The sequence below is a fragment of the Xylanibacter ruminicola genome (assembly GCF_900142525.1).
In the GTDB taxonomy this organism is placed as follows: Bacteria; Bacteroidota; Bacteroidia; order Bacteroidales; family Bacteroidaceae; genus Prevotella; species Prevotella ruminicola_A.
Genome location: NZ_FRBD01000003.1, coordinates 1 through 25640, shown reverse-complemented (window position 1 = coordinate 25640; position 25640 = coordinate 1). Strand labels below are relative to the sequence as shown.

Sequence of the window (25640 nt, the reverse complement as noted above, 5' to 3'; positions counted from 1 at the left end):
TATATTTAGTTTTATCTATTATAAAGAATAAGATTCTTATTTATTAAACACAGAACTTCATAAATAATAAAGAATATTCTTAATATTTATTAAATCCTATATCATATTGTTTAATAAAGATAAATTCGTGGAACTTTATTAAAGATAAATTCGTATCTTCGCAACATCAAATTTAAACGCAATGTATTATGGCTATCAAGAAGAAAGGTAACACGGGGTTCCTGAACGGAACAACAGTTGAGAGATTCGACAATATAGTACACCAGCAGGGTGGGGCACAGGCTGCACCTGAATCAGGTTCAACAGAGACGCCTGCAGCTGCTCCTGCTAAGCCAGAGGAGGATCCAGTGAAGGTTGCTCCTGAAACACCAGAGAAGCCCCAGGTCAACGCTCCTGCTGCAGAAGAGGGAACTGTAGCCCAGGAAGTTTCACAGCCTGCGTCAGAACCAGCTTCTGAGCCTCGTAAGCCTCTTACCCTGGAAGATGTGATGGGATCAGAAGAGCTCATCAAGCAAGTGGCTCAGCAAATTCTCAAGCAAGGCGGCGCAAAGGGTGTCGGAGGACTTGAAGCTCCCAAGCAGGGTCGTCCTCGCAAGGAACTCATCAAAGGCATCGACGAAGTGTCTGTCAACCTGCAGCTTCCGGAGACGCTTGTCACCGCATTGAGGAAGAAAGCAAAAGACGAGAAGATAACTATCAAGGAGATTATCGGACATGCCATCATGAGCACATATCCGGAACTATTAAAGTGAAATACAGATTATGGCAACAACAAAGAAAACAAGAATTATAACGGTCGTAAACCACAAGGGTGGGGTAGGGAAGACCATGACGGCAGCGAACCTCGGTGCTGCCCTTGCAAAGATGGGCAAGACGGTGCTGCTGGTTGATGCTGACGGACAGTGCAACCTGACCATGCAGTGCGTCGAGGTGGTTAGCGTTCCCACACTTTCAGACTATCTTAACAACGACGATATAGAGGTGCAGCCACAGCAGGTATCGAAGAAGCTGTTTCTCATTCCTGGCTCATCGGCATTAGATGCAGACTCACACAACATTGAACTCTCTATTGAAGAAGATGCGGGAGCCACCAGATACATGGCCGACTGGCTGGAAAAAGTGAAAGACGAGTATGACTACATCATCATCGATTCTGCTCCAGGTTCTGGCGCAATGCTTGTCAACGTCATCGTAGCTGCTGACGAGTTGATTATCCCTATTGCCGATAAGTTCTCCATTCCTGGAGCCAAGAAACTTACACAGATTATCCGTGCGAACAACAAGGAGGTCAGTGGTCATTACCTGCTCACAAAACAGACCAGGTGGGGTGTCAGCAAGCAGATCAAGGAACTCTTGCTTGAACAGGCTTCTGAGAACCTTTATCACACGGCTATACGCCAGTGCGAGGAGCTCAACAAGGCAGCAGCCTGCGGCATGAGTATTTTCGAATATAGTCCCAAGAGCAACGGTGCTGAGGACTATATGGCCCTGGCAAAGGAAATCAACAAGGCAACCAAAGACAAAGACATGCCGTTTTAGGTAAAGAAAAACGAAAATGTTCCATTTTTGTTCCAAAGGTACTTGCTTCATCACGAAGAAAAGTACCTTTTTTGTGGCGGTATGCCTCAGAAGTACTGTAGCGAAAAGGATTTCAAGAAATGCAGAAATGTAATACTAAAAGCAAATAGGGTAGGGGAGAGGTGAACAGGAAAGAGTCAAAACCATGCAATTTCAACAGATTTTGTCAATTTTTCGAAATAAAATCACTAATGTTCCCTATTTGTGGCGGTAAAAGTTCCCTATTTGTGGCGGTTTTCATAAAATGCCACGAAACTGTTCCGAAGACGCTCCTTTTTTGTGGCGGTCATGTTCCGAAATTGTTCCAGCTATGTTCCCTATTTGTGGCGCAGATGTTCCCTTCTTGTGGCGGAAAATCAAAGCAAACGTATCTATATCAATAAGTTACGCCAATGCTATACATCTAATACTGATTTTTATAAAAAGAAAAAAACTATCTATACGAGACATTTTTAACAAAAGGGAAAAATAAAAAATATTATCAATAAAAAAAGCTATATTAAGAGATTAACGATCAAGAAAGGCTCAACCGGAAAGCGGAACAAATTAGTGCACTTCACCTTTGTTTTAAGGCTATTCAGGCCGAAAACGGAACAAAATAGGAACATTTTTAGCGAGATGCCACAAAATTGTGGCGGTCGAACTTGAATTGAAACCATAAAGCGGAACAAAATCATGCACCTCGACATGGCCAAAACCCTCTATAAATGCCACTTCTGGCACACTTGCGGAACAAAATAGGAACATTTCGAGACACGCAACCAGATAAAGATCTCTGTTTACTTGAAAAGTAAACTATAGGATGGGGTGAAGCGGAACAAAACCATGCAAGTTCCCTATTTGTGGCGAATCAACCCGAAGCGGAACAAAACCATGCACCTCCATGTCCCTATATTTGGTAGTTCCAGGCACCTTATCGGAACAAAATAGGAACATTCCTAAGCGGAACAAATCAGTGCACCTTGAAGGACGATTTTCAGTAAATAAAGGGGTTTCACGAGATTGATTAACAATTTTTATCATTCGAGCGAAAAGCGGAACAAAATCATGCACCTTGAATAGCCTGCAAACCGCATTGTCAGACGCATCCTGCATACTTTGCGGAACAAAAAAGGAACATTTTCAAAGCGGAACAAAATCGTGCACCTAAAAATGGTTTTATCTGACTATCAGTCAGTTAGTTAACGTGCAATCGGAACAAAATAGGAACATCAAAAGAGTCATGTTCCCTTTTTGTGGCGGTTAAAAATTAGTACCTTTAAAATTTGGTTGTTACACAGAAAAATCGTACTTTTACAACCGAAATTGAACGTTCGACCCCAAATCATCACATAAAATGACTACCGCTAAGTCAACAGCAAGCAAAGTGGAAGAATCTGCCAAGCAGACGAAACCCAAGAAGAAACCTGGTCGCAAGAGCACCAAAGTCAAGCTCCCCGAAGGACTCATCCCCATTGAGGAAGAGACCTGGCTGCTGGCTCCCCTGACGCTCACCCTGATGCGTCACAACTACACGTCGGTGCAGAACAAGGTGCTGATGTCCATTCTTGAATGTCTGCAGGACATCCTCCGCAAGATCCTCGACCAGAGCAACGGTAGCGGTGGTGGTGTCCGTGACCTCTCGACCCTCCAGCGTGGTGAGATTGCCAACGAGAAAGGCGGACTGTCGTTCAACCTCGATTTCAAGACCTTCGGCATCGACCGAAACCACTATAATGAGTTGCGCTCCTCGCTGCGTATGCTTCCCAGCATTCCCGTCGAGATACCCTTCAAGTCGAAGGAGGGCAAGCGCTATATCAAGGTCACCAGCCTGTGCGATGTCTTCATCCCCGAAGAGAAGTACAAGACCTACGTCGTCGTGCATATCGACAAGGAGGTCGCCGAAAAGCTCGTCTCCTTCGAGCTGGGCTGGCACCGTCTGGGTAAGGAGGTCGTCACCAGCAGTAACAACAAGTACACGCAGCGTATCTATATGTATATCACGGCCTGGACCCGTGCCGGACGCAGCATCATGTCGTCGCAGGAGTTGCGCAAGTGGCTCCAGCTCGAAGACAAGTACCGTGAGTTCCGCAAGCTCGCTGCCCGTGTCCTTGACCCTGCACAGAAGGAGCTGGAGGAGCTGGCCAAGGCAGGCTATTGCGACTGCTACTTCACCTATCAGAAGAAATATACCGGCTCGCGCAAGTCCGGCGAACCTGACCAGATAGAGTTCCATATCTTCAAGTCGCCCAAGCTCGCTGGCAATGAGGAGCAGGCCGTCTACGACCGTCAGTACGCCCATCTGCAGGAGCTTATCATGAAGCACTTCGGTTTCACCCAGCAGGAGATTGAGAGCCTGATGAAGCGCGTCAACGAGGAGAACGTCACCGAGATGATGACCAAGGTGTCGAGCATCTACATGCTGGTGAAGAACGACAAGAAGGGCGAGATCAAGGACATCAAGGCCTACGTCTACAAGGCTATGGACAACTTCCTGAAAGAAACCGAGATGGATTCCTACGAGGAGATCAAGGACTGATAAACCGTCAGTTTAAGCATAGATATTAAGCGTCATTCCCCGAAATAGAGTGGCGCTTTTTTTATATTCTCTTTTACGAGATTGTTTTCATATTAAGAAAATATAAGTGTTAAAAACAAGACTTATTTGTTAAAAACAATATTTATCTAAAACGAATTGCGTAATTTTGCACCTGTTTTCAATAGTTAGTTATTATGAAGAAGATAGAAAAGACGACCAATTCTCACACAACCAGTTCAATTCCAGTAGCTCATACTGGCGGCTTGTCAGCCGGGCAGTTAGCCAAAATGCCGACACCCAGAATATCATTCTGTTATTTCTCATAATTGGAGGAGGTTTCATACGATGGCATACAGGGTAATCATGCAGGAGATAGTCAGAAGACGCCCGAAGTGGCTGATACGCTTCCTGTTGTCACTGTCCCCGGACATCTATGACTCCAAGCAGTCGTTTACGGACGCGAAGAAGTCGATTGCCGATATTGCCAAGACCATCGATGAAACCCAGCTGAAGATCAAGAAGAGCAGGCTTCATATCATTGAAGAATCTGAGCGCATCTCCATATTGAGTGCGAAGGCTTATCCCTATGTACATTTTTATATAGACCACAACGATCACGATTTTGACAATGAATCTGAATTGTAATATCACGTTTGAGACGTTTCTGGATCACCCGGGAATCAACCTGTTGGAGTCCTTGGGATTCGACCCATGCTGTCTGCCTTCATCGATGAAGAGCTGTGAGGTGTTGTTTCTGAACAGGATCATCAGGGGAGTGGGTATCAGGAATACCCAGGGTGGCATGGAGTTCTTCAGCCGTGACATATCACAGAGACATTTCAATACTGTTGGTCAGTTAGGAGTTGTCTCCCTGCCTGTCGAACCGAATAAAAAGACTGAGACCTGCTGTCTTTTTGCGGACATGTTCGACTATCTGGCCTACCTCACTCTTCTTCGGGAGGACCGAGGTGCAACTCTTCCTTGTCATTGTGACTGTTATGTGATGAACGATGTGAGGAACTATATCCCGATGATGCTGGATGTGGTGAACTATGAACGTGTCCATTGCTTCTTTCCCAACAACGACTGGGGACAGGTGATGACGGCGACGTTCATCATGAAGAATTCACGTTCAGGTAGCGAGTCAAGGCGGTATCTGGATTACGAATACCTGTATGATTATTTAACGGCAAAAGAATAAGTGCGATGTTTGATGATGTAATCAAGTTTGCTCCCTGTGAGCATGATCTGGAGAAGAAGCCGGAGTATTGGCAGAGTGACACCTTCAAGAAGAGGAATCATGCAGTTCTGGAGTCCATCAAGAAAGTGACGGGCTATTATCCGACGAAGAACCGCCAGCCCATCAGGGTAGGAGTGTTTCAGGTAGCCGACAAGACCACCATCGATGAACTCGTGGGATTGTCGAGGAAGCTGAAGGACTGGTTCAAGCTGGACTGCTTTCAGGCGAGTATTGACCGCGTGACGAACACGGCACAGATGCTGTTTGACTTCAACGAGTATGATACAGGCAAGAGTGTTCATCTCAACCAGAGTCAGCAGATTGTCATCGGTGTGACCATCCTCCGTTATCTGGATCTCCCGCGTCCCAAGGGTGCGGAACTCTGGAGGCGCTATTTCCTGGCAGGGCAGTATGCCGATGATCCGGAGTCATTCAAGAAGGTTCTTCAGAAGCTGAAGTACAAAGGCTTCTGCAAGCAGGATTACACCCTTCTCTGTGACAGTTTATTACATTCCATGTATATGTGTCAGGGACTGGTGAAGTGATATTATATATGGATGAAAACCAATAAGGAAAAGATGGATAAAGCAGTCAATAAGGAAACGCAGGAGTCCGATGTCAAGCCATATATCCTGAACAAGGGGCTACCCCGTTTTGTGGGGCGCACGGAGTTCAGGCGTCTGGACAAGGTCATTCAGGAGAAGAATGCGCTGATCGAGCGTTTCAAGCAGTACGACGAGGAGCGCAAGGCCTATTATGCCGGGTTCATCGAGGACTATAATGAGATGAAGGAATCCTTCGACCATTTCAATGAGGAGCTGATGAAAGTGGTCGAGGACGGTGACCTTGACCAGTCAGACTATAGGAAGGTCATGAAGCTCTATCGCAACTGGCTTACCTATAAGAGCAATTGCGAGCTATACAGGGACAAGCTCTGCGGAGCCCGTCAGAGCGTCTGTGACATACGTAATGACATAGACCGTCTTGAAGCCCTCATGGGTCAGCTCAGCCCTGAAGAAATCAGCCATCAGGAGCAGATTATCTCCCGCATGTTTACCATGCGCAAGCATCTGGACAACCTACAGTCTAAGGTGATTATCAGTTAAACAGTTATTTGTTTTTTCATACGATGGAAGCATCAGGGCATACACCTCGAATGAGGCAGCCCTGATGTTTTTTTGTGTCATGCAGACAGCCTTGTCTCGAACACGATGCTGTCGCCCTTTCTCAGCTGTAGCTGGAACTGTGCATAGGCATTGCGGTCAGCCAGTTCCTGCAGCTTGCAGCGGTTGTCATCGGTGTCTTCGAGCATGGAAGCATATAGCAGCCTGCCTGCGAAGTGGCCCTCCAGGTCGAAGGCCTTGAATGTTTTCATCCATTTAGCCTTGGCATAGACAAAGCACAGGTCGGCAATGCGCAAAGGCTCCTGCGTGTTCTCGCATTCTTTCTGTTTCATCGTTATCTCTTGTTTGTGGGGAGGTGGTGGGCCTCCCCGTGACCTTCTTTATAGTACATACTGGTATTTGCCAGTGCAGTATTTCCCGTATTCGAGTCCCCTGACAGCTCCCTGCGCTGCATCTGCCAGTTGTTTTACCACGAACAGGTTCAGGTGGTGCATGAGCCGTTGTTTTGCCTTGGGGTAGGCATCGAGGTCTTTGATGTTCCCCTCGTGGCCGTTAGCCTTCCAATAGGTCTGCAGCAGTTCGTCTGCCAGATCTTCAGGTTTGATGATGTCCCGGGTGATGTCCCAGATCTCTCCGCATGTCATACTCATAGTCTTCTTCCTTGTTAGTTGTTCTTTCTGAGCCATCGTTTGAATGTCTCCGAGTAGGGGAGGGCGAAGCGCATGTCCCGCTGTCCCATGTTGTTGATGCACTGAGGTACTGATGTCTTCCAGCTGTCTGCAATCCACTGGTTATACCTCTTTGCCGTTGCTTCATCGAGGATGACGGCCTCTGATGACATAGCCCAGATTTTTTCCTTGATGTTCTCGAACAGCTGCTGTTCCGTATTGCCGAAGACACGGCATTCTGTAGCGCCAATACCCTGGCTTGCCTGATGGAGGTGTTCGTCCTTGTAGATGACAGGCATGAACTTGATAGTTGCTTTATCCATATCTGTGAAGTTTATAGTAAATACCCTTTAGAGCCAGACCTCGTTACGCTTGTCCTTCCGCTTGTAAGCCTTAATCTTCCTGCGGCACTCAAGCAGTGAAGCGTCGTAGTTGATGATGAACTCGTCGTCTTGCCAGAAACCAATCATAGCCATAATACTTGCTGACAGTATTTATCCCGTCGTCTGCGGTTCTAAGTTGAAATTTATCGGATTGACAGAACCCTAAGCCTTTTTCTTGTTTAAGTTTCTTGATGTCCATCGCGAATTTTTTTTTAAGCATCGGCATATCCGTCGCCCTTTTAGCCTTTTTGTCTGCCGACCATGAAGAGAACGGCCAAGGGCTTAGAGCAAGGATTTCGTGCAGGAAAAACAGAGAATACCCAAATCTTGATTTGCGGAAGTCTGCTCTGATTTTCCTCCTCGAAAAGCGCAGTGGTACTTGATCATAGCCCGCGTTCCCTTAACTTTGCAGGCAAAAAGGCTGTTAAAAGGGTGACAAGATGTGAGCAGTCAAAAGTGAGCGATGAACGATTATCAAGAACAGCCCCTTTCCTTGTTCAAGTCCGGAGCAAGCCCCTTCAGGTCTGTTGTTGTTCATTAGGAAAAGTGGGGTGGGAGAGGGTGATGTACCACCGCATGGGCTTTCTGATGACTTTTGCCTTGTGATGGAACACACACAGCTGAGCTTCGTAGCCTGTGGAGAGAGCCAGCCGTGTGTGTTCATAGCGCAAGGTAAGTGTCATCGCCCATGCTCTGCTGCCGTTTCCGGCTGTCCTTAGCAGTCCTGCTGCCAAGACAGCGAGGAATCAGCAGGCAGATGGGACATGCCCTCGGGCGGGACAGTAAGAGATCGGAGCCGTTCATGTCACCCTTCCTTGTCGCAGTCCCTTCGGGCTTGGGATAAGAGGATCCAGCCAGGATGCATCAGGTTCTGGAGTTGGTTGGAAATGACTCAGGCAGGAAAAGAGTGTTGGGCCGTCAGCCGATGGACATTGTCTCGTCGCTGGTTATCAACCACAACGGATGTGCATAACATGCTCTTCCGTTGAGACAAGCAACGTCCATCAGCAGGATGACCGTATAACTCTCTGACTGCCCGTGGCATCTCCTCCAATGGAGGAACGCACCCTGACAGCATGCTCCTATCCCGTCATAGTCCGAATCGGTGCGACCGTGGTAGGGTCAGAAAGATGGCATTCAAAAGTAAAAACGGTCAAAAATGTCCTGTAAAAGTCTGTTTTAAAGCGTTTTACGAGTTTTAGGATTGTAACATGGTTAAAAACAGGAATGAAATTTTCGGAGCCCCTTTGTTAGCGAATTATGTTGTTCCTTTGCACCCAGAAAATTTAAAAAAGAAAGAAAACAATGGGAGCATTTGCAATTTATGCATTCGTAGTTACCGGCTTGTATATCCTGTATATGTCTGCAGTGATCATGAAGGATCTTTTCGGAAAGAAAGGTCAGAAGAAGGATGCGGCAGAGGAGTTCAATACAGCCGACATCGGGGAGGAATCCTCTACCGTCATTGATGAGACCGAAGACGGGTTCCATGTCCATCAGTCCGGCGAGGCCGCTGCTGATGCCGGGCAGGAACCTGCAGAGGAAGAGCATCCGGAAGACAACGGTTCTTCTGCCAGCCAGCAGGCAGGTGTCAGGGAGGTATCCATCTCTTCAGGCTCAGCCACACAGGAAGATCAGGAGCAGCCGGTTGATGACAACCCTGATGACGAGACCTTGCTGCAGGAAGAGAGCGAGGCCAGCCAGGCAGAGTATGAGCGTCTCGTTGCCGTGAAGAAGGAGATGCTGTCTATCAAGCCGTCTTATCAGGACGAGTACACCAATGATGAATATAGGGCATCCACGGCAAGACCGCTGAGTGAACAGTCTCGTATTCTCTGTAAGATGGTCGGAAATCTCTGAGCGTATGATGCAGCAGCTGTTTCTTGTAACTATCAGCAATGGCGGGACGAACTACTCGCTGACTGCCCAGGCACTTGCCGAGATGACTGACGAGGTGGTGCTGACGATGGGATATGTCGTGGGCTTGCTCTATGCCGTAGCGTCGCTGCTGGCCATCTACAATGCGACAGTCATCTATATCAAGTTGCAGGCTGGCGAGGGAGGTTTTACCAAGGCCGTACTGATGATGTTCGGAGCCATCATGTTCCTGATTGGCGCAACTATTGTGCTTCCGGCATTCTTCGGCTACCAATACGGCAGTTCAGGATTCTCGCCGTTCGATTAGGCTATTCATAAATATCTATACAACACAAAAACTAAATTAATCAACCAACACAAAAATGAAGAAAAGTAAGTTTTGTAAGGCCGTTTCCGGCATCCTGAATGGAGCCGTCGGCATGTGTGAGAAAGCAGTGATGTCACCCCGTTTCGGTATGGTTCTGGCAATGCTCTGCATGGTAAGTGTCACCTTCGCCCAGAATGCTGCTGGCGATTATTCCGCTGGTACCACGGCTCTGGGAACCGTGACCACGGAGATTGCGAAGTACGTTCCTGTGGCTGTGAAGCTGTGCTATGCCATCGCTGGTGTCGTAGCCGTTGTGGGTGCTATCAGTGTGTACATCAAGATGAACAACGAGGAGCAGGATGTGAAGAAGAGCATCATGATGCTCGTGGGTGCTTGCATCTTCCTGATTGCAGCAGCCCAGGCTCTGCCTCTGTTCTTCGGCATCGGCGGTGAGTGATGAACGACACCGGACATCTTGACTACCAAGTTTTCAAGGGGCTTCAAAGGCCTCTTGAATTCTTGGGTTTTCAGGGTCGTTACATCTACTGGGCAGCAGGGACGGCAGGCGGTGCCATCGTGGGTTTCATCATCGGCTATGTGGCCGTCGGCTTCATAGCGGCACTGGTCCTGTTGACAGTCATCCTTGCCTTCGGTGGTGTGATGACCTTCCTCAAGCAGCGCAAGGGACTGCACTCGAAGAACGAGGATAAGGGAATCTTCATTTTCGCCCATTCGCGGCGGATCTAACTGAACAGACTTAACTGAAATGAAAGCATGACAATAGTAGTTATTATAGCGTTTCTATGTGTCCTTGTAGGTATGGCATTGTCAGTCTGGGCCTTTGGCACGGGCGGCAAGCGAGCCAATACCTTCAAGGACATCTATTTCAGCATCGAGGATGCGGATGGGGTAGGGGTTCTCTATACCAAGACCGGAGAGTATTCTGCCATCCTGAGGATGGAGAACCCCGTACAGAAGTATTCGGCAGATACGGACTGTTACTATGATTTCACCAACCTGATGACGGCTGTGGTACAGACGCTGGGTGAGGGCTATGCCCTGCACAAGCAGGACGTGTTCGTCAGGAAGAGCTTTGACGGCAAGGCCCTGGCAACGGGTGCTACGGGCCGTTTTCTCTCGGATGCCTACTTCCGTTTCTTCAATGGGCGCCAGTACACGGCAGCCAGTACCTATCTGGTGATAACGCAGGAGTCCAGAAAGAGTGCGCTGCTGAGTTACGACAGCAGTAAGTGGCGTGACTTTCTTGTGAAGATCCATAAGGTGGCCGACCAGCTGCATGACGGCGGTGTCAAGAGTGCTGAGTTCCTGACCGTGAAGGAAGCCCGTGAGTATGCCGACCGTTTCTTTGCGCTGAACTTCCGTGATTCCCATTTCTCCATGACCAACTTCAAGGTTGACAGTGAGGAGATCCGCATGGGCAGTCGTCAGTGCAAGGTCTATAGTCTCTTGGATGTGGACTCTGTGGGTCTTCCTGGCGTGTTGCGTCCCTATGTGGATATGACGGTCAACAATGCCGTGATGCCTGTTGACCTCATGAGTGAGATAGACCATATTCCAGATGTGGATACGGTGGTATATAACCAGGTCGTCTTCCTGCCTAACCAGAAGCGGGAACTGGCGATGCTCGACAAGAAGAAGAACCGTCATGCCAGCATCCCCAACCCGTCCAACCAGATGGCCGTGGAGGACATCAAGCAGGTCCAGGAGGTGATAGCCCGTGAGGGAAAGCAGCTCGTCTATGCCCACTATAACCTTATTGTGGCCATGGATGCTGATAAGGATATGCAGAAGGTGACGAACCATCTTGAGAACATCTTCTCCCGTCAGGGCATCCATATCTCCAAGCGTGCCTACAACCAGCTGGAGCTGTTTGTGGCCTCGTTCCCCGGCAATGTCTATCGTCTCAGTCCTGACTATGACCGTTTCCTCACCCTCAGTGATGCTGCCTTGTGCCTGATGTACAAGGAGCGTCAGACCAAGGGTGATGACACGCCGGTGAAGTGTTATTACACAGACCGTCAGGGAGTGCCGATGCCTATCGACACCACGGGAAAGGAAGGAAAGATCAAGTATACCAACAACTCGAACTTCTTCGTCCTCGGTCCTTCCGGCAGTGGCAAGTCGTTCTTCATGAATACCGTCGTCAGACAGTATTATGAGCAGAATACCGATGTGGTCATCGTCGATACCGGTGACAGCTATGAAGGGCTGTGCAGCTATTTCGGCGGCACCTATATCTCCTATACCAAGGAGCGTCCCATCTCCATGAACCCCTTCAAGGTGACGGAGGTGGAGTACCAGACGAACTTCGGTGAGAAGAAGAACTTCCTCACCTCGCTGATCTTCCTGATCTTCAAGGGCGCTCAGGAACCCACGAAGATAGAGCAGTATATCATCGAGCGTACCATCATCGAGTATTACCGTGAGTATTTCTCACCCTTTCAGGGCTTCAGCCAGGAAGAGAAGGAGGAGCTGCACCAGAGTCTGGTCATCGCGGCCAAGAGCAATGGCGAATATGAGAAGTACGAGGAAGAGCTGCAGACGCGTAACGGCACCGGCTCCTATGATGTGACGGAGGAGGAGCGCCAGCGTTATGAGCGCAACAGCCGTCTCAGCGAGAAACTCCAGGCGAAGATTGATGACGAAGCCAGTACGGAGGGTGAGAAGGCGGCTGCCAAGAACCAGCTGCAGCGTCTGACACCGGAGATAGTCGAGGGTAAGTTCATGGAGAAGATCGAGCGTGAGATTTCCAAGCGTGAGCAGCAGCGCAAGAGCCTGAGAGTTCAGGAGCTGTCGTTTAACAGCTATTATGAGTTTGCCCGTCAGCGCATCCCCCAGATTATCCGTGAGGACAGTATCGAGTTCCCTATCAATGACTTTGCGGCCATCCTGAAGCCGTTCTACCGTGGCGGTGCACTGGAGTACACCCTGAACAACGACATGGACGGCTCGCTGTTTGACGAGCAGTTCATCGTCTTTGAGATTGACAAGGTGAAGGATGACCCGGTGCTCTTTCCGATCATCGTGCTCATCATCATGGACGTGTTCACCCAGAAGATGCGTATCAAGAACAAGGTGCGCAAGTGCCTGGTCATCGAGGAAGCATGGAAGGCTATCGCCACGCCTGTCATGGCGGAGTACATCAAGTACCTCTATAAGACGGCGCGTAAGCACTGGGCCATGGTGGGTGTCGTGACGCAGGAGATCCAGGATATCACCTCTTCGCCCATCGTCAAGGAGGCCATTATCAACAACTCCGATGTCTTCATGCTGCTTGACCAGAGCAAGTTCAAGGATAAGTTTGATGATATCAAGGCGACGCTGGCCCTGACGGATATCGACTGCAAGAAGATCTTCACCATCAACCGTCTCGACAATAAGGTGGGGCGTTCGCCCTTTAAGGAGGTCTTCATCAAGCGTGGCACGGAGGGAGATGTCTTCGGCATCGAGGAACCCCGTGAGTGCTATATGAGCTATACGACGGAGAAAGCCGAGAAGGAAGCCCTGAAGCTGTACCGTCGGGAACTCTGCTGTACCCATCAGCAGGCCATCGAGGCCTTTGTGCGTGACTGGGAGCGTAGTGGTATCGGCAAGTCGCTGGAGTTCGCACAGTTGGTGAATAAGCAGGGCAGGGTCTTGAACCTGCCTCCTAAAAAGCTGATTCATGCGTAGGATTCTTTTTGCTTTCATATTGCAGATGCTGGCCGTCCCCCTCTTCGCGGGGGGATGGTACAGTGTCAATATCGACCTGAAGACCACGGCGGCGATGACGGCAGCCTATGCGGCAGAGACGGCCACTGAGCTGATGAATGACGAGGACGTGCAGAAAATCCTCGACCACTATACCAGTGCCGAAGTGGCTACGGCTGGCATCTTCGCCTCGAAGTGGCTTGACCGCAAGGCTCTCCAGAATGCAGGGCTCTTCGGTGATGCCGAGGAGAACTTCTACTATAAGCGTATCTATAAGATGGTCAGCGCACAGATCATGCCCAAGTTGCTGGATGTGGGCGCACTAGCCATCAAGAACCCGGAGAAGGCCATTTACTGGGGACCCTATCTGTTTCGTACCTGCGAGCAGGTGAAACAGCTCTGCATGACCTTCGAGACAGTGGTGGCCAACGGGAAAGTGTCGTTTCAGGACGTCGCTTTCCTGGCCATCAACGATAATCTGAAAGGCCTGTTCGACCTCACCAAACTGGGGGAGGTGGACTGGGCTGCCGTGTGGGATCATCTGGCTGACTTCGGTGACGGGCTCACCAAGGAGGATTTGGAAGATGACCTCGACGGACTCATGACGGCAGGCGGTGCCATCGTCTCGGGTGGCGGTGCCGTCCTCGACTCTGTCTGGACGAATGCCAGCAAGGTTGGGGGCGTGTTCCACTCGAAGCCCGGAGAGATCCTCCAGCTCTATCATGACTTCAAGGATATGTACGAGACGCTCTCTGACCCCTCGAATATCAAGGACCTGGTCATGCAGCAGATTCTTTCTACCGACAGTACGGGCGTAGCCAACCTCTTCACCCTTGACGGCTATAATATCACCAGCTATGTCAGTGACTATCTTCAGGAGATGCAGGGTCGCTTCTATACCCAGCGGTGGTATATCTACTGGCGTGACTCAGGCAGTGAGCAGGTGTGCAGCTATGCTCCTCCGACGGACAGCGAGAGCATCATGTACGGCGGTGAGTGGTATCGTGTCGGCACCTCGGATGAACACTATCAGTATTCGTCTGCCGACTACGAGAACTCACTGCGTAACTCGGAGAGCTATGCCGGCTGGAGCCGTGCGCGTTGTCAGGAGCTGAACAGCCATGATGACAAGTATCACTATCAGTTCTATAACTACATGAGCTCTTCGCGTATCTACAAGAAGAATTCTGGCCGTACGACGGCCTTCTCCTATGCCCATTATATTGATGTCTATAAGACGTGGAATGTCTATGAGGAAGTCTATGAGGAGGTCTTTGACAGCCAGTATGACGATGAGAATGCCATGCAGGCGAGGTTCAATGCGAAGCTCACGGAGCTGAACGACAATGAGGAGGGCCGTGTCTATCGTATCGGCAAGGACAGCAAGAACTACTACCAGGCTGCTGATGAGGTGCGTATGCGCGGTTGCTCGACCGTCAGCTTCACAGTGGAGTGCCATGACCATGCCAATCTGGGTGAGGGTAACTTCTCTTGGAAGGAGAACGGCAACCAGCGCCATGCCCTTGACGAGGACTCCAAGCGCTATGCCATGGAGACCACCCTTTCTGGCGGTGCCGACACCTCGGAACTCGACGAGGGTATCTCGACATGGGGCAGTGAGGTGACGCGGCTGCAGGAACAGATCCGTGCACTTCAGCAGCAGAACGACGACCTGCTGGCGCAGATCAGCCGTGCCAGCGTGGAGGAAGCCGCTGCCTTGCGTGCACAGTATAATGCCAACCGCAATGAGATCAGCCGTCTGGAGGCTGAGAAGAGCCGTGCCCAGGCAGAGCTCAACAAATATCTCAATGCCCGTCAGGAACTGATAGACGACTATGCCGACGAGCGCGACGGGACCTATCGCATCCCTGCCGTCATGCATGAGATAGAGACCGCCTACCATATCATCTGGACGGATGCTGGCAGCTGGCAGGGCTGGAGTTTCGTGCGTCATGGTAATGTGCCGAATATCAGTGGTGAGGTGGAGTTCCGTGCCGACCTTTCCAAGGAGCGTGGTGAGAGCCATTTCCTCGGCATCCGCTACCATCGTGCCATCCTGGCCGTCCATTGGACGCTGAGTGCCAACTACTCCAGTTCACAGATAGCGGATATCATGGAGCTGGATCCTGAGCTGAGCGATGAGGAGAAGGCCGCCAAGGTCAACGACAGGATGCGTGAGCTCAGGGAAGAGTTCCCAAATTGTTCCGTTGAAGCGAACTATGCCTATAGCAATCCGGCAGAGACGGAGGGTGACGAGGATGCTATCCACCTTCTGTGGACCTGTGACCGTCTGGCCATAGCCCGTGATGTGGACTACCGTCTCTCGAAGATTTATGCCCAGCTGGTGCTCATAGAGAAGTTCATGCGCAGCCGTGAGACGTTGCTCGACTACCTGAAGCGCGACCTTGGTGTGGCGGTTCTTGGCGGTACGGACAGGATTAGGATCGGTGGCCGCAGTTTCCGCCATTGGCGCAATGTCGCTTCTGCCGTGGCCCGTGGTGATTATATCGTGGATGATGAAGAAGAGTAAGAAGATAATCCTGTTGCTGCTGATGCTCGTGCCCATGCTGGCACGGGCGCAGTATAGCTTTGACTTCCTGTCCGTCGAAGCCCTTATTGATGACCATAAGCGCATCCGTAGTGTCCTCATGGCCCGTAGTGGTGTGGAGCAGGCCAATGAGCTGCTGCACCAGTACAGCCGCGAGGCCAATGTCGATTACGACTCGCTGAACGTGAAGCTCGACAAATACACCAAGTGTTTCGACGTTATTGATGTCATCTACAACGGAGGCGTGACGGTCCTGAACGTCAAGAACACCTATGATGATGTCTCCTATAAGATCGGACAGCTCGAGTCCCTGATAGAGACGTTCATCAACGAGCGTACCCTGCGCGGGGATATCGTCTCTTCCGACACGCTCATCATCAATGCCTGTCAGCGGGCCGTTGAGCAGGTTGGCGATGACGGCACACAGCTGGTGAACAGCCTTGTTGAGCTGGCTGGTTACGCCACTGGCGTGGAGCATATTACGACGGAGGGTCTGCTGACGGTGATGGGGCACATCAATGAGTCCCTTGACAGGATCCGTCAGTGTATAGACCATACCTATTATGTCATCTGGAAGTACGTCACCATCCGTACCCATTATTTCAAGCGGACGCTCTATCAGTCGAAGACCCTCCGCGAGATGGCCAACGATGCCTTTTCCCGGTGGAAACGTGTAACAGAAGAAGTTGGATATTGACGATGAAGAAGGAACAGTTAATCATTTGTATGCTGACAGCCATGCTGCCGCTTCAGGCGCTCGCACAGAGCGTCACCTATAATCATGACGAGTCCGTGATGAACCAGTTCACCATCGGGGAGACGGGTGCTGGCAGTTTCACGCCGGACTGGTATTATGATGTCTTGCACAAGAACTACCGCAATGTAGCCATGATGACCAACAAGCAGTTCTTCCGTAGTCAGATGAACCTCACGCTCTATCAGGAGGTGCCTCATTCAGAGGCAATCGACTCAGCCCTGAATGAGCGCCTGCGTGTCGAGGGATTGAATATTGCCGACCGTACACCGGGCATTACCGACCTGGCCTATCAGGTGGAGAAGGGAAAGATAGAGGGCAAGCTCGCCGTCCTGAAGCAGAATATCGAGCGTATCACATTGGAGGGGGGCAGTGCCGGTCAGTACCGTACCTGGCTGGAGCGTTACAATGCCATCAACTGCGGCCTGCAGGCCGTCCGTGATGCCTACATGCCGATGGGCAAGCGTAAGGAGCAGTATCTCGCCATCTATAAGGACATACTCCTGAAGAATACCGAAGTCTGCGAGCTGATCCTCGCCCTGCGTCATATGAAATCCGCCAAGGAGGCTATGGCTACTGCCCGTGCACCACACTGTGCCAACATCGTTACCATTGCTCGTTCAGCACATGGCCGGTGGAAAGTTGCCATGGCAGCTGGTGGTGGGATAGGAGAGTGAGACAGTGCCGTTAGGCTCGAGTTCAATCTCTCTGTTTGACTTATCCGGCATGGCTTGATGATGTGCTTGCTGATGCTCAAAATATAAACTGAAGCTTATAAGAAAATATCCGTTTTATAAAGTCTGTTTTATAAAGGCAGGTGTTTTCTATAAGCTATGGTTAACAAAATGGAGTTGTTTGCTAAAACTTGATTCATTTTACGAATGCCCCCCAGTGATGATAGTTTTTCACGTGGGAAAGTTACGAAACAGTTAATAACAGGAATAAAATTTTGCGGGAAGAGCTGTTTGCGTTTTTAGTCGTACTTTCGCGGCAAAAAAGCGAAATGGGAGTTTCAGGTTTGGTTTTGCAGGCAGGTGCGATGCCGGAAGTTGTCGACAGTATCGTCAACAATATCGGTATTGACATGTTCGACGAGGAGATTGACGATGTCATTTTCCAGACGAACGAGTTCCTGACCGATGCAACGTTCATAGGAGCAAGCGGGCCTTTCTGGTGGATACTGGAGATGTGTATGGCCCTGGGAGCGATGTTTGCCATCATCATGGCGGCGGGCATGGCGTATAAGATGATGACGAAGGGCGAGCCGTTCGACGTGCTGAAGGTGCTGCGTGTGCTGGCCATTGCCATCGTGATGTTTTGGTGGTATCCGCACGGAGGCAACGGGGCATCGGTATTGGGTGTTCTGGCCTATGTGCCGAACTGTATCGGCTCTTATACCCATGACCTCTATGAGATAGAGGCGGCGCAGGTGCAGCAGAAGTTCGACAACCTCCATGAGCCGCTGAAGCAGCGTCAGGATAGTATCGACCACTATATGGCGATAGCGAAGGTGACGGTGGACGGTATGCAGAAGGCCGGTGTCTCGGATATCACGCAGTATGTGGGTTATCAGACACTCACGGACTCGGAGAAGAAGGCCTGTAAGTTCTACTTGCAGAGCACCTATACGGGACTGATGATAGGACTGGACAAGATCATCATGCTGTTGGCCTTGGTCGTGTTCCGTATCGGCTGGTGGGGAACGATATTCTGTCAGCAGATCCTGCTGGGCATGCTGACCATCTTCGGTCCTATCCAATGGGCATTCTCTCTCCTGCCGAAATGGGAGGGAGCCTGGGCGAAGTGGATCACGAGGTATCTCACCGTGCATTTCTACGGAGCGATGCTCTACTTCGTGGGATTCTATGTGCTGTTGCTCTTCGACATCGTGCTGAGCATCCAGTATGAGAACCTGCAGGCGATTCTTGACGGAGGGTTCTCCGGGTATCTGCAGAACTCTTTCATGACGGCAGGCTACCTGTTGGTGGCAAGTCTGGTGGCGCTGAAGTGTCTGAACCTCGTGCCGGACCTGGCAGCATGGATGATACCTGAGGGTGATACGGCCTTCTCGACCCGTAATTTCGGTGAGGGCGTGGCCAGTCAGGCCAAGACCAGTGCCATGTCAGTAATGCGATAGATTTAAATAAGAAATAATATGGTAATAAAGAATCTGGAGAATAAGATTAAGCTGGTGCTGATAGTCAGCTGTATGTTCATGGCTGGCTGCATCATCATCTCGATGGGCGCCATCTTCACCGCCAAGGGTATGGTGGACGATGCCCACAAGAAAGTGTATGTGTTGGACGGCAACGTGCCCATCCTCGTGCAGCGCACGACGATGGACGAGACCCTTGACGTGGAAGCGAAGAGCCATGTGGAGCTGTTCCACCATCTCTTCTTTACCCTTGCGCCTGACGACAAGTATATCAACTATACGATGGAGAAGGCCATGTACCTGGTCGATGAGACGGGACTGGCCCAGTTCAATGCGTTGAAGGAAAAGGGTTTTTATAATAACATCATGGGTACGAGTGCCGTGTTCTCAATCTTCTGTGACAGCATCAAGTTCGACAAGCAACAGATGACTTTCACCTATTATGGCAGGCAGCGTATCGAGCGCAGGACGAATATCCTGATGCGAAAGCTGGTCACTGCCGGAGAGCTGAAGCGCGTTCCGAGGACGGAGAACAATCCCCACGGACTGTTGATAACGAACTGGCGTACCTTGTTGAACCAGGATCTGGAGCAGAAACAGAAAACCATCTATTAGGCTATGGGTTGGAAGAGATTGATTATAGGAGAGCCGATGCCGGACAAGAACGATCCGAAATACAGGGAGCGTTACGAGCGTGAGGTGGAAGCGGGCAGGAAGTTCGCGGACAAGGCTGGAATCAGCTGGGGGGCCATGAGGCTGCAGGAGATAGGCCAGGCACATAAGGTGGCCTTTCTGGCGGTGGTGTTCGGCTTTGTTACAGCCTGTTTCTTAGTGAATGTCTATCGTCTGGTGACCGCCTATCAGCAGGGTGGGCGGCAGAAAGCCACGGCGGTAGAGCGTGTGGACAGTGCGCTCCAGTCGCATGGTCATTATATAAAGGGAAATAGTGGAAAGTAAGATATGAAGAAGATTAATTTCAAACAGCCAAAGTACATCATCCCGACGCTCGTATATATCGGAGCGTTGCTGATTCCCTATCTCTTCATGGAGGTCTTCAATGTGGAGATAGAGGACAAGAAGGATGCGAGCCTTCAGACGACGGAGTATCTGAATGCGCAGCTGCCCTCTGCCAATGTCAGCAGGGAAATCGGCAGCAAGCGCAAGAATATGCGTGATGCGTTTGGAGAGATTACAGACCGCAGTGCCGTTCAGGACTTTGCCGAGAATCCAGATACCTTGAATAAGAAGGAGGATTTCGAGTCGAAGTATTCCGAGGATGAGCTGCGACAGTTGGATGCCCAGGCCCAGCAGCAGGAGAGAATCCGTCATCTGTCGGATTTGAACAGCCGTGTGGCGCAGTCCGCCAGGAAAGGGGAGGCCATGGGTAGTGATGATTTCGTGGTTCCCGTGACAGACGAGGAGCGTGCCAAGGCCTTGGCGATGCGCCGTCAGGGGCTGATGGCCGACCTCGACAGGGACCTGAACAATGCCCGGGCGCAGGGGGCTGCTAAGATGGGAGCTGCTGCAGAGATGCAGGACAGTGTCCTTGCCAAAGGCGCGAAAGCGACCAGGGAGGTGGCTGATGAAGCATCCAATGCCGTGCGTGAACTTGACGAGGATGCCCAGAACAATATCGTCACGAAGGTATCGAAGGATGACTCGGAGTTTTTTAATACGCTGAGTCAGAATGCCCCGAACTCGAACCTGATCAAGGCTATTATCGACGAGGAGATCAAGGCGGTGGAGGGCAGCCGTGTCCGTCTGCGTCTTTTGGATGATATCGACATCAATGGTACGCAGGTTCCCAAGGGCAGCTATCTCTATGCCACGATGAGCGGATTCGGCCAGCAGCGTGTGAAGGGAAAGGTGCAGAGCGTCCTCGTTGGTGACGAGATCCTGAAGATAGGCCTTTCCATCTATGATGTGACTGATGGTCTGGAGGGACTCTATGTTCCGGCGAGCCAGTTTCGTGAGACGACGAAGGATATCGGCAGCTCTGCCATGCAGAGTAACATGAACCTGAACCAGACCAGTGGCGGGACGAGCGTCAGCCAGTGGGCGGGACAGGCCCTCCAGAATGCCTATCAGAAGACTTCCAATGCCATCAGTAAGGCGATCAAGAAGAACCGTGTGCGACTGAAGTACGGCACACAGGTGTACCTCGTGAACAGCAAACAACAACGCAAGCGTTGATGTTTGTTAAAAAGTGTTTAAGAAATAAAAAATTTTGACAATATTTCAGCATGAAAAGATTTTTCGGAACCAAAATGGGCGCGTTTCTGCTCTGCGCCACGTCTGCTTTGAACGCCTTCGGCCAGCAGACCTACAATGAAATGGAGCAGTTGACCGTGAATGAGAACGTGACTACAGTGATAACGGCATCGGAGCCCATCCGACTGGTGGACATCAGTACCGACAAGGTGGTTGGTGACAAGCCTATCGAGAATGTCATCCGTGTCAAACCCAAGGAGGGCGGACATGAGGACGGTGCCGTGCTGGCCATCGTGACCGTTGTGACGGAACGCTATCGTTCCCAGTATGCCCTGATCTATACGACCCGTCTGGAGGAAGCCGTGAGTGACAAGGAGGTGCAGGTGGATGAGCGAAATGCCTTCCATAACCCTGCTGTGAGCATGAGTACCGGGGAGATGGTACGCTATGCCCGTCGTATCTGGAACAGTCCCGCTAAGTATCACAGCACCAGGACCAACAGGCATCATCTGACCATGCGTCTGAACAATGTCTATTCGGTGGGTGAGTACTTCTTCATCGACTTCAGTGTGGAGAACAGGACCAACCTGCGCTTTGACATCGATGAGCTGCGCTTTAAGCTCAGCGACAAGAAACAGCAGAAGGCCACGAATGTGCAGGATCTTATGTTGGAGCCAGTCCTGTTGCTTGAGAAGAGCACTTCGTTCCAGCATGGCTATCGTAATGTCGTTGTGCTGAAGAAGATGACCTTCCCCAACGACAAGGTGCTGTCCATAGAGCTCAGTGAGCATCAGATTAGTGGTCGGACCATCTCGATGACCGTTGACTATGAGGATGTGCTGAGTGCGGATGCTTTTGACAGTTCATTATTGGTAGAGGATTGAAGATGATGAAGAAAGCAGTCTTATGTCTGATTGTCGCTGCAATGGGTATGACAGCCCATGCACAGACCAATAGCAACCACCTCATGATGGGTGTGGGTATGTTGTATGAGAGAGGCCTTGATGCGACCATTGCCTATGAGCATGGCAGCAAGTACCATAATGCCTGGGAATATTTCGCTACGGGATATCTCCAGTACGACGATGACCCTGATGCGGGTCATGTCACCAAGAAGAGTTTCTGGCATAACTATAATTCGTGGCATTTGGGCATAGCCTACAAGCCTTGTGTGAATCGCGGGCGTAACCATCACGGGAACCTCCGTATCGGTGCCAGTGGCGGTTCAGACCTTCATGATTTTGTAGGCGGTGTGCATGTCGGCTATGAGCACAGCTACGCCCTGAAAGGCGGTTGGGAACTCTTCTTTCAGGTGAAGGAAGATGTGATCATTGGCTCTGGTTTACAATGGCGAACGGGTATTGTCGGTGGTCTAAAACTGCCGCTATAGTCCTGTGAATGAGTAACTTAAATATTTAGTCTTTAATAAAGAAAAAATATGAGGAATTTATCTTTAATAATAATGATGGTGATGTCTGTAGGACTTTTGTCATCCTGCGATGAGCATGAACCGATAGACCTTGACATCCATCCTGGCTATATCCTCTGTTCGGATGGCCGGATAGTAAGTCCGTCGGTTTTCGATGCCACTGTGCATACCCCTGTGGCCGTGGTGTTCGCAGAGAAGAATGACCAGCATCAGGCCTTGGCTGTGCTGCTCGACGAGATAGCTCCCGTGGCTTTTGCTGATACGCTGAGCTTCGACCAGAAGACCAGTGGCAGCGAGACGGATTATGACGGCTATGTGAATACGGTGGCCTTGCAGACCACCCATCTTGACAGGGATAGTCTTGTTGTCAAGGATTACAAGGCCGATCCCCGTAACTACTACACATCCCCGTTAGGCTTGCTGGCATTCCGTCACCACTGGTTCTTCCAGAGTGACTATGTGCCGAGTGTGGCAGAGCTGGGACTGCTCTACAGTGCGCTCCCGATAGTGAACCCCGTCATCGAACGATGTGGCGGTACACCCGTGAACCGCAGTCCGGAGAATGCGGGCTGCTGGTACTGGACGAGTACGGAGGTGGCCCAGAACAAGATGAACCAGGCATGGCTCTTCTCGATGGCCGACGGTAGCCGTCATAAGGCACCGAAGACCAACTGTTACAGGGCCAGGCTGATAGTAGAATATAATCCTTTATAGCATATGGGAGGTTGGAGTACAGCATTGAATGTTGGCGGCAAGGTCGCCAGGTTCGCAGGCCACAGCCCCAAGAAGTTCCTGGGGTTGACGGCTGGTAGTGTCGTCGGCTGGAAGTATTTCGTCAATGACGAGTCGTTGTTGGAGCAGGCTACGGAAGTCGCCTTGGGTGACGATGCATCGAAGGGCTTGAAGGAGAAAGGCGTCACGGGCGGACTCAAAGGTCTCGCCTTTGGTGCCGAAGGTGCCGACAAGTCCATTGGCGAGAACGTGGTGGATGGCATGGTCGGCGAGGGAGCATACAACCATATCAGTCATGCGGCAGGCAATGCCGTCGATACGGTGGAGAACGGCTTCCATGCAGCAGGACAGGGTATTCAGAATGCCTGTCAGGGTGCAGGTCAGATGATTCAGGGCTATCAGCAGCAGGCCATCATGCCCCAGCAGGGTGGCGGGCTTTTCTCATCTCTGAACCCGTTCGACAGTGTCGGGCAGGTGGCCAGCAGTTTCTGGAGCGGTGGCTCTGGCATGAGCCTTGCTGCCCTGATACCTGCAGCTTTCCTGATGTTCGGCAATTTCGGCTGGATGGGAAAGATTGCCTCGCTGTTCCTTGGCTCACTGGCCATGAAGAACATGCGCATGCAGCAGACAGTCCTTCCACAGCAGCAGATACCCTATCGTCAGGGCTATCATCCTCAGACGGCGGAACTGCCCATAGCACCGGTGCAGCATTATCAGCCCCAGTTGGCGATGAATGAGAGTGAGGAGTCTAACGAGCATACCATAAGGAGAGGAAGAGCATGAATACGAAAGATCTGTTATTGGAGTCCGCAAGTGGCTTCATGATGCCTTTCGAGGCATCGGAGGAGGAAGAGGTACAGGTGAGTCTCGGCTATGGTGAACAGAAGCACCCCATGACAGGTGAGACGTTTGTCCATCGTGGCGTGGACTTTGCCGCTCACGACCTGCCCTTGTTTGCCCTGGCGACAGGCACGGTGGTAGGTGTGGGCACGGATGCCGTCCATGAGAACTATATCATCACCAAGTATGGCAAGTTCGAGGTGAAGTACGGTCATGTCCGTGAGGCGTATGTCACTTACGGCATGCCTGTCTATGCCGGACTGCAGGTGGCCCAGAGTGGCAACTTCCTGCATTTCGAGGTGAGCTGTGAGGGTCGTGAGCTTGACCCGATGGAGTTCCTGGCCATGGTCTATGGCAATATGGAGCAGCTGGAGGCGATGGGTATCAAGGGCCATTACCGCCTTGCCAACCTCGGCGTGAAGGTGAAGACCGACTATGATGAAGACCAGGAAGAGCTGCTGCAGATGATGCTCCGCTGGCTCCCGGCCTATATGAATGACATCCGTCTGGGCAGCTATGCTCCGTCAGTCAGGATGGAGCAGTCGCTCAGGAATATCTTCGCGCAGTCTGCCAGCAGGAGCTATTTCTTTGAGACCATCCCCCAGATAGGCAATCCCCTTGGGCTGAGCAGCCGTGGAGCGCCTTTGGCAGGCAAAGTGCAGAATCTCCTGATAGGTGACTTCCTGAACTACATGGCCCTGCGCCATGGCGTGTATCTTTCCTCATGGGGTGACGACGTAAAAAAAAACTTTCTGACCAGGCAGCAGCCGACGGCTATCTGACAGACCCGTTGGCAGGACTCCAGATAGACGTGAAGAGTTTCGATGTGAAGCGTGTCGCTTCCGTCTATTTCGACACGGAGGGTAACCGCTGCTGGACGAAGGCATGGTTTAATGACAGGCAGAAGGGTGAGCCGGCGATAGAGATAACCCGCAAGCAGGCTATAGCTTTTATCAATGACCAGATCTCGAAGGATTCGTGGCTCACCCGTTTCTGGCCTAAGCAGATGAGTATCTATCATAAGGCCATTGACCAGACCCGTCAGCAGCTTCTTGGTCTCTAATAATATAATAAGGTATAATGGATTTGCAGAATTTTAGGGATGCGGAGTATTGCATCGACAGGTATTTCGATAAACAGCTGACCCGTCGGTTGGACTTCTATATTGACTGCCGTAATGCCGCTGTGGTGTCAGGACGTTCCTCGGGCTTTGGTGTGAGGAACGCCCTGATGCCGTCTGAGGACTATGCTGCGGGAGTGACGCTGAACGTTCCTGCCAAGGACATTGAGAAGCTCAGTGCCGATATGGTGGGTGACAGTCAGCTTCGTCATGATGTAGAGGTCTTGGCAAAGGCTTGGCGTACTGCGGCTGTTGCCCAGGTGGGTGAGTCGCGTTACCGCCAGCTTTCTGATGCCTTGGGCGGCGACCTCGCGATGGCCTATGTCAATCACCGTCTGATGATGCGGATGGTGGACTATGAGGTGGAGAAGAGTCCTTTCAAGGGCTCTGTCGACTATATCCTCGACGAAGCCCGGCGTTCGTCACTGCTGTCACTGGCCAGTG

The 25640-nt window shown here is 50.9% G+C and carries 30 protein-coding genes and 1 pseudogene; 26 read left to right on the top strand and 5 right to left on the bottom strand.

From position 1 onward, the window contains the following. The first annotated feature begins 188 nt into the window (after positions 1 to 188). From BUB86_RS02310 to BUB86_RS02275, 7 genes are all read left to right on the top strand, one after another. Complete coding sequence (locus BUB86_RS02310) at positions 189 to 752, top strand: hypothetical protein (RefSeq protein ID WP_073204733.1); 564 nt, start codon at positions 189 to 191, stop codon at positions 750 to 752. Between the two features lie 10 nt (positions 753 to 762). Next, positions 763 to 1539, top strand: a complete 777-nt coding sequence (locus tag BUB86_RS02305; RefSeq protein WP_073204730.1) for a ParA family protein — start codon at positions 763 to 765, stop codon at positions 1537 to 1539. A 1375-nt stretch (positions 1540 to 2914) separates the two neighbouring features. Beyond that, positions 2915 to 4096 carry a replication initiation protein gene (locus BUB86_RS02295; RefSeq protein WP_073204724.1) on the top strand — a complete coding sequence of 394 codons (1182 nt, stop codon included), beginning with the start codon at positions 2915 to 2917 and terminating at the stop codon, positions 4094 to 4096. 345 nt (positions 4097 to 4441) lie between these two features. Continuing rightward, positions 4442 to 4741 (top strand): hypothetical protein, encoded by a 300-nt coding sequence (locus tag BUB86_RS02290; protein ID WP_073204720.1) that lies wholly within the window; start codon positions 4442 to 4444, stop codon positions 4739 to 4741. Continuing rightward, positions 4725 to 5297, top strand: a complete 573-nt coding sequence (locus tag BUB86_RS02285; protein WP_073204717.1) for a hypothetical protein — start codon at positions 4725 to 4727, stop codon at positions 5295 to 5297. The genes BUB86_RS02290 and BUB86_RS02285 overlap by 17 nt, the downstream gene beginning before the upstream one ends. Positions 5298 to 5302: 5 nt before the next feature. Beyond that, complete coding sequence (locus tag BUB86_RS02280; protein WP_073204714.1) at positions 5303 to 5881, top strand: hypothetical protein; 579 nt, start codon at positions 5303 to 5305, stop codon at positions 5879 to 5881. Between the two features lie 33 nt (positions 5882 to 5914). After that, positions 5915 to 6442, top strand: a complete 528-nt coding sequence (locus BUB86_RS02275) for a hypothetical protein (RefSeq protein WP_139261317.1) — start codon at positions 5915 to 5917, stop codon at positions 6440 to 6442. 77 nt (positions 6443 to 6519) lie between these two features. On the opposite strand, the gene BUB86_RS02270 is transcribed toward BUB86_RS02275, so the two are convergent. From BUB86_RS02270 to BUB86_RS17445, 5 genes are all read right to left on the bottom strand, one after another. Continuing rightward, the gene (locus BUB86_RS02270; RefSeq protein WP_073204708.1) at positions 6520 to 6792 is read right to left on the bottom strand and encodes a hypothetical protein; all 273 of its coding nucleotides are present in this window, start codon (positions 6790 to 6792) and stop codon (positions 6520 to 6522) included. A 48-nt stretch (positions 6793 to 6840) separates the two neighbouring features. After that, positions 6841 to 7146, bottom strand: a complete 306-nt coding sequence (locus tag BUB86_RS02265) for a hypothetical protein (RefSeq protein ID WP_073204705.1) — start codon at positions 7144 to 7146, stop codon at positions 6841 to 6843. After that, positions 7125 to 7451, bottom strand: coding sequence for a hypothetical protein (locus BUB86_RS02260; protein ID WP_073204703.1), 327 nt, complete (start codon positions 7449 to 7451; stop codon positions 7125 to 7127). Before BUB86_RS02260 ends, BUB86_RS02265 begins: the two co-directional genes overlap by 22 nt. Before the next feature lie 27 nt (positions 7452 to 7478). Beyond that, positions 7479 to 7604 (bottom strand): hypothetical protein, encoded by a 126-nt coding sequence (locus BUB86_RS18095; protein WP_262503368.1) that lies wholly within the window; start codon positions 7602 to 7604, stop codon positions 7479 to 7481. Between the two features lie 425 nt (positions 7605 to 8029). Further along, positions 8030 to 8194, bottom strand: coding sequence for a hypothetical protein (locus BUB86_RS17445; RefSeq protein WP_175549381.1), 165 nt, complete (start codon positions 8192 to 8194; stop codon positions 8030 to 8032). Between the two features lie 622 nt (positions 8195 to 8816). On the opposite strand from BUB86_RS17445, the gene BUB86_RS02255 reads away from it, so the two are divergent. The 19 genes and pseudogenes from BUB86_RS02255 to BUB86_RS02165 all read left to right on the top strand — a co-directional run. After that, entirely contained in the window at positions 8817 to 9371 is a 555-nt protein-coding gene (locus tag BUB86_RS02255; RefSeq protein WP_073204699.1) for a hypothetical protein, read from the top strand. Further along, positions 9328 to 9696: a DUF4134 family protein gene (locus tag BUB86_RS02250; RefSeq protein ID WP_254795071.1), complete on the top strand. Its 369-nt coding sequence runs from the start codon at positions 9328 to 9330 to the stop codon at positions 9694 to 9696. The genes BUB86_RS02255 and BUB86_RS02250 overlap by 44 nt, the downstream gene beginning before the upstream one ends. 130 nt (positions 9697 to 9826) lie before the next feature. After that, positions 9827 to 10153: a DUF4134 domain-containing protein gene (locus BUB86_RS02245; RefSeq protein ID WP_254795084.1), complete on the top strand. Its 327-nt coding sequence runs from the start codon at positions 9827 to 9829 to the stop codon at positions 10151 to 10153. Beyond that, positions 10153 to 10443, top strand: a complete 291-nt coding sequence (locus tag BUB86_RS02240; protein WP_073204692.1) for a DUF4133 domain-containing protein — start codon at positions 10153 to 10155, stop codon at positions 10441 to 10443. The genes BUB86_RS02245 and BUB86_RS02240 overlap by 1 nt, the downstream gene beginning before the upstream one ends. Before the next feature lie 27 nt (positions 10444 to 10470). Continuing rightward, positions 10471 to 13389, top strand: coding sequence for a TraG family conjugative transposon ATPase (locus BUB86_RS02235; protein WP_139261315.1), 2919 nt, complete (start codon positions 10471 to 10473; stop codon positions 13387 to 13389). Continuing rightward, positions 13382 to 15937: a hypothetical protein gene (locus tag BUB86_RS02230; protein ID WP_073204685.1), complete on the top strand. Its 2556-nt coding sequence runs from the start codon at positions 13382 to 13384 to the stop codon at positions 15935 to 15937. The genes BUB86_RS02235 and BUB86_RS02230 overlap by 8 nt, the downstream gene beginning before the upstream one ends. Beyond that, positions 15882 to 16652 (top strand): hypothetical protein, encoded by a 771-nt coding sequence (locus BUB86_RS02225; protein WP_139261313.1) that lies wholly within the window; start codon positions 15882 to 15884, stop codon positions 16650 to 16652. The genes BUB86_RS02230 and BUB86_RS02225 overlap by 56 nt, the downstream gene beginning before the upstream one ends. Positions 16653 to 16654: 2 nt before the next feature. Then, a complete protein-coding gene (locus BUB86_RS02220) occupies positions 16655 to 17386 on the top strand; it encodes a DUF5045 domain-containing protein (protein ID WP_073204682.1) in 732 nt (243 codons plus the stop codon). Positions 17387 to 17748: 362 nt separating this feature from the next. Beyond that, positions 17749 to 18846, top strand: coding sequence for a hypothetical protein (locus tag BUB86_RS02215; protein ID WP_073204679.1), 1098 nt, complete (start codon positions 17749 to 17751; stop codon positions 18844 to 18846). 18 nt (positions 18847 to 18864) lie between these two features. Continuing rightward, the gene (gene traK / locus BUB86_RS02210) at positions 18865 to 19479 is read left to right on the top strand and encodes a conjugative transposon protein TraK (RefSeq protein ID WP_073204676.1); all 615 of its coding nucleotides are present in this window, start codon (positions 18865 to 18867) and stop codon (positions 19477 to 19479) included. 84 nt (positions 19480 to 19563) lie between these two features. Continuing rightward, positions 19564 to 19821, top strand: a complete 258-nt coding sequence (locus BUB86_RS02205) for a hypothetical protein (RefSeq protein WP_254795070.1) — start codon at positions 19564 to 19566, stop codon at positions 19819 to 19821. Positions 19822 to 19824: 3 nt separating this feature from the next. After that, entirely contained in the window at positions 19825 to 21057 is a 1233-nt protein-coding gene (traM, locus tag BUB86_RS02200) for a conjugative transposon protein TraM (protein ID WP_073204670.1), read from the top strand. 74 nt (positions 21058 to 21131) lie between these two features. Then, positions 21132 to 21959 (top strand): conjugative transposon protein TraN, encoded by an 828-nt coding sequence (gene traN, locus BUB86_RS02195; protein ID WP_073204666.1) that lies wholly within the window; start codon positions 21132 to 21134, stop codon positions 21957 to 21959. A gap of 2 nt (positions 21960 to 21961) precedes the next feature. Further along, the gene (locus tag BUB86_RS02190) at positions 21962 to 22465 is read left to right on the top strand and encodes a hypothetical protein (protein WP_073204663.1); all 504 of its coding nucleotides are present in this window, start codon (positions 21962 to 21964) and stop codon (positions 22463 to 22465) included. Between the two features lie 48 nt (positions 22466 to 22513). Continuing rightward, entirely contained in the window at positions 22514 to 23218 is a 705-nt protein-coding gene (locus BUB86_RS02185) for a hypothetical protein (RefSeq protein WP_073204660.1), read from the top strand. Between the two features lie 3 nt (positions 23219 to 23221). Then, the gene (locus BUB86_RS02180; protein ID WP_073204657.1) at positions 23222 to 24019 is read left to right on the top strand and encodes a hypothetical protein; all 798 of its coding nucleotides are present in this window, start codon (positions 23222 to 23224) and stop codon (positions 24017 to 24019) included. Then, positions 24016 to 24858, top strand: a complete 843-nt coding sequence (locus BUB86_RS02175; protein ID WP_073204653.1) for a M23 family metallopeptidase — start codon at positions 24016 to 24018, stop codon at positions 24856 to 24858. The genes BUB86_RS02180 and BUB86_RS02175 overlap by 4 nt, the downstream gene beginning before the upstream one ends. An 8-nt stretch (positions 24859 to 24866) precedes the next feature. Next, positions 24867 to 25139: a hypothetical protein gene (locus BUB86_RS02170; protein WP_175549380.1), complete on the top strand. Its 273-nt coding sequence runs from the start codon at positions 24867 to 24869 to the stop codon at positions 25137 to 25139. 23 nt (positions 25140 to 25162) lie between these two features. Next, positions 25163 to 25640: pseudogene (locus BUB86_RS02165) on the top strand (hypothetical protein); the annotation flags it as partial.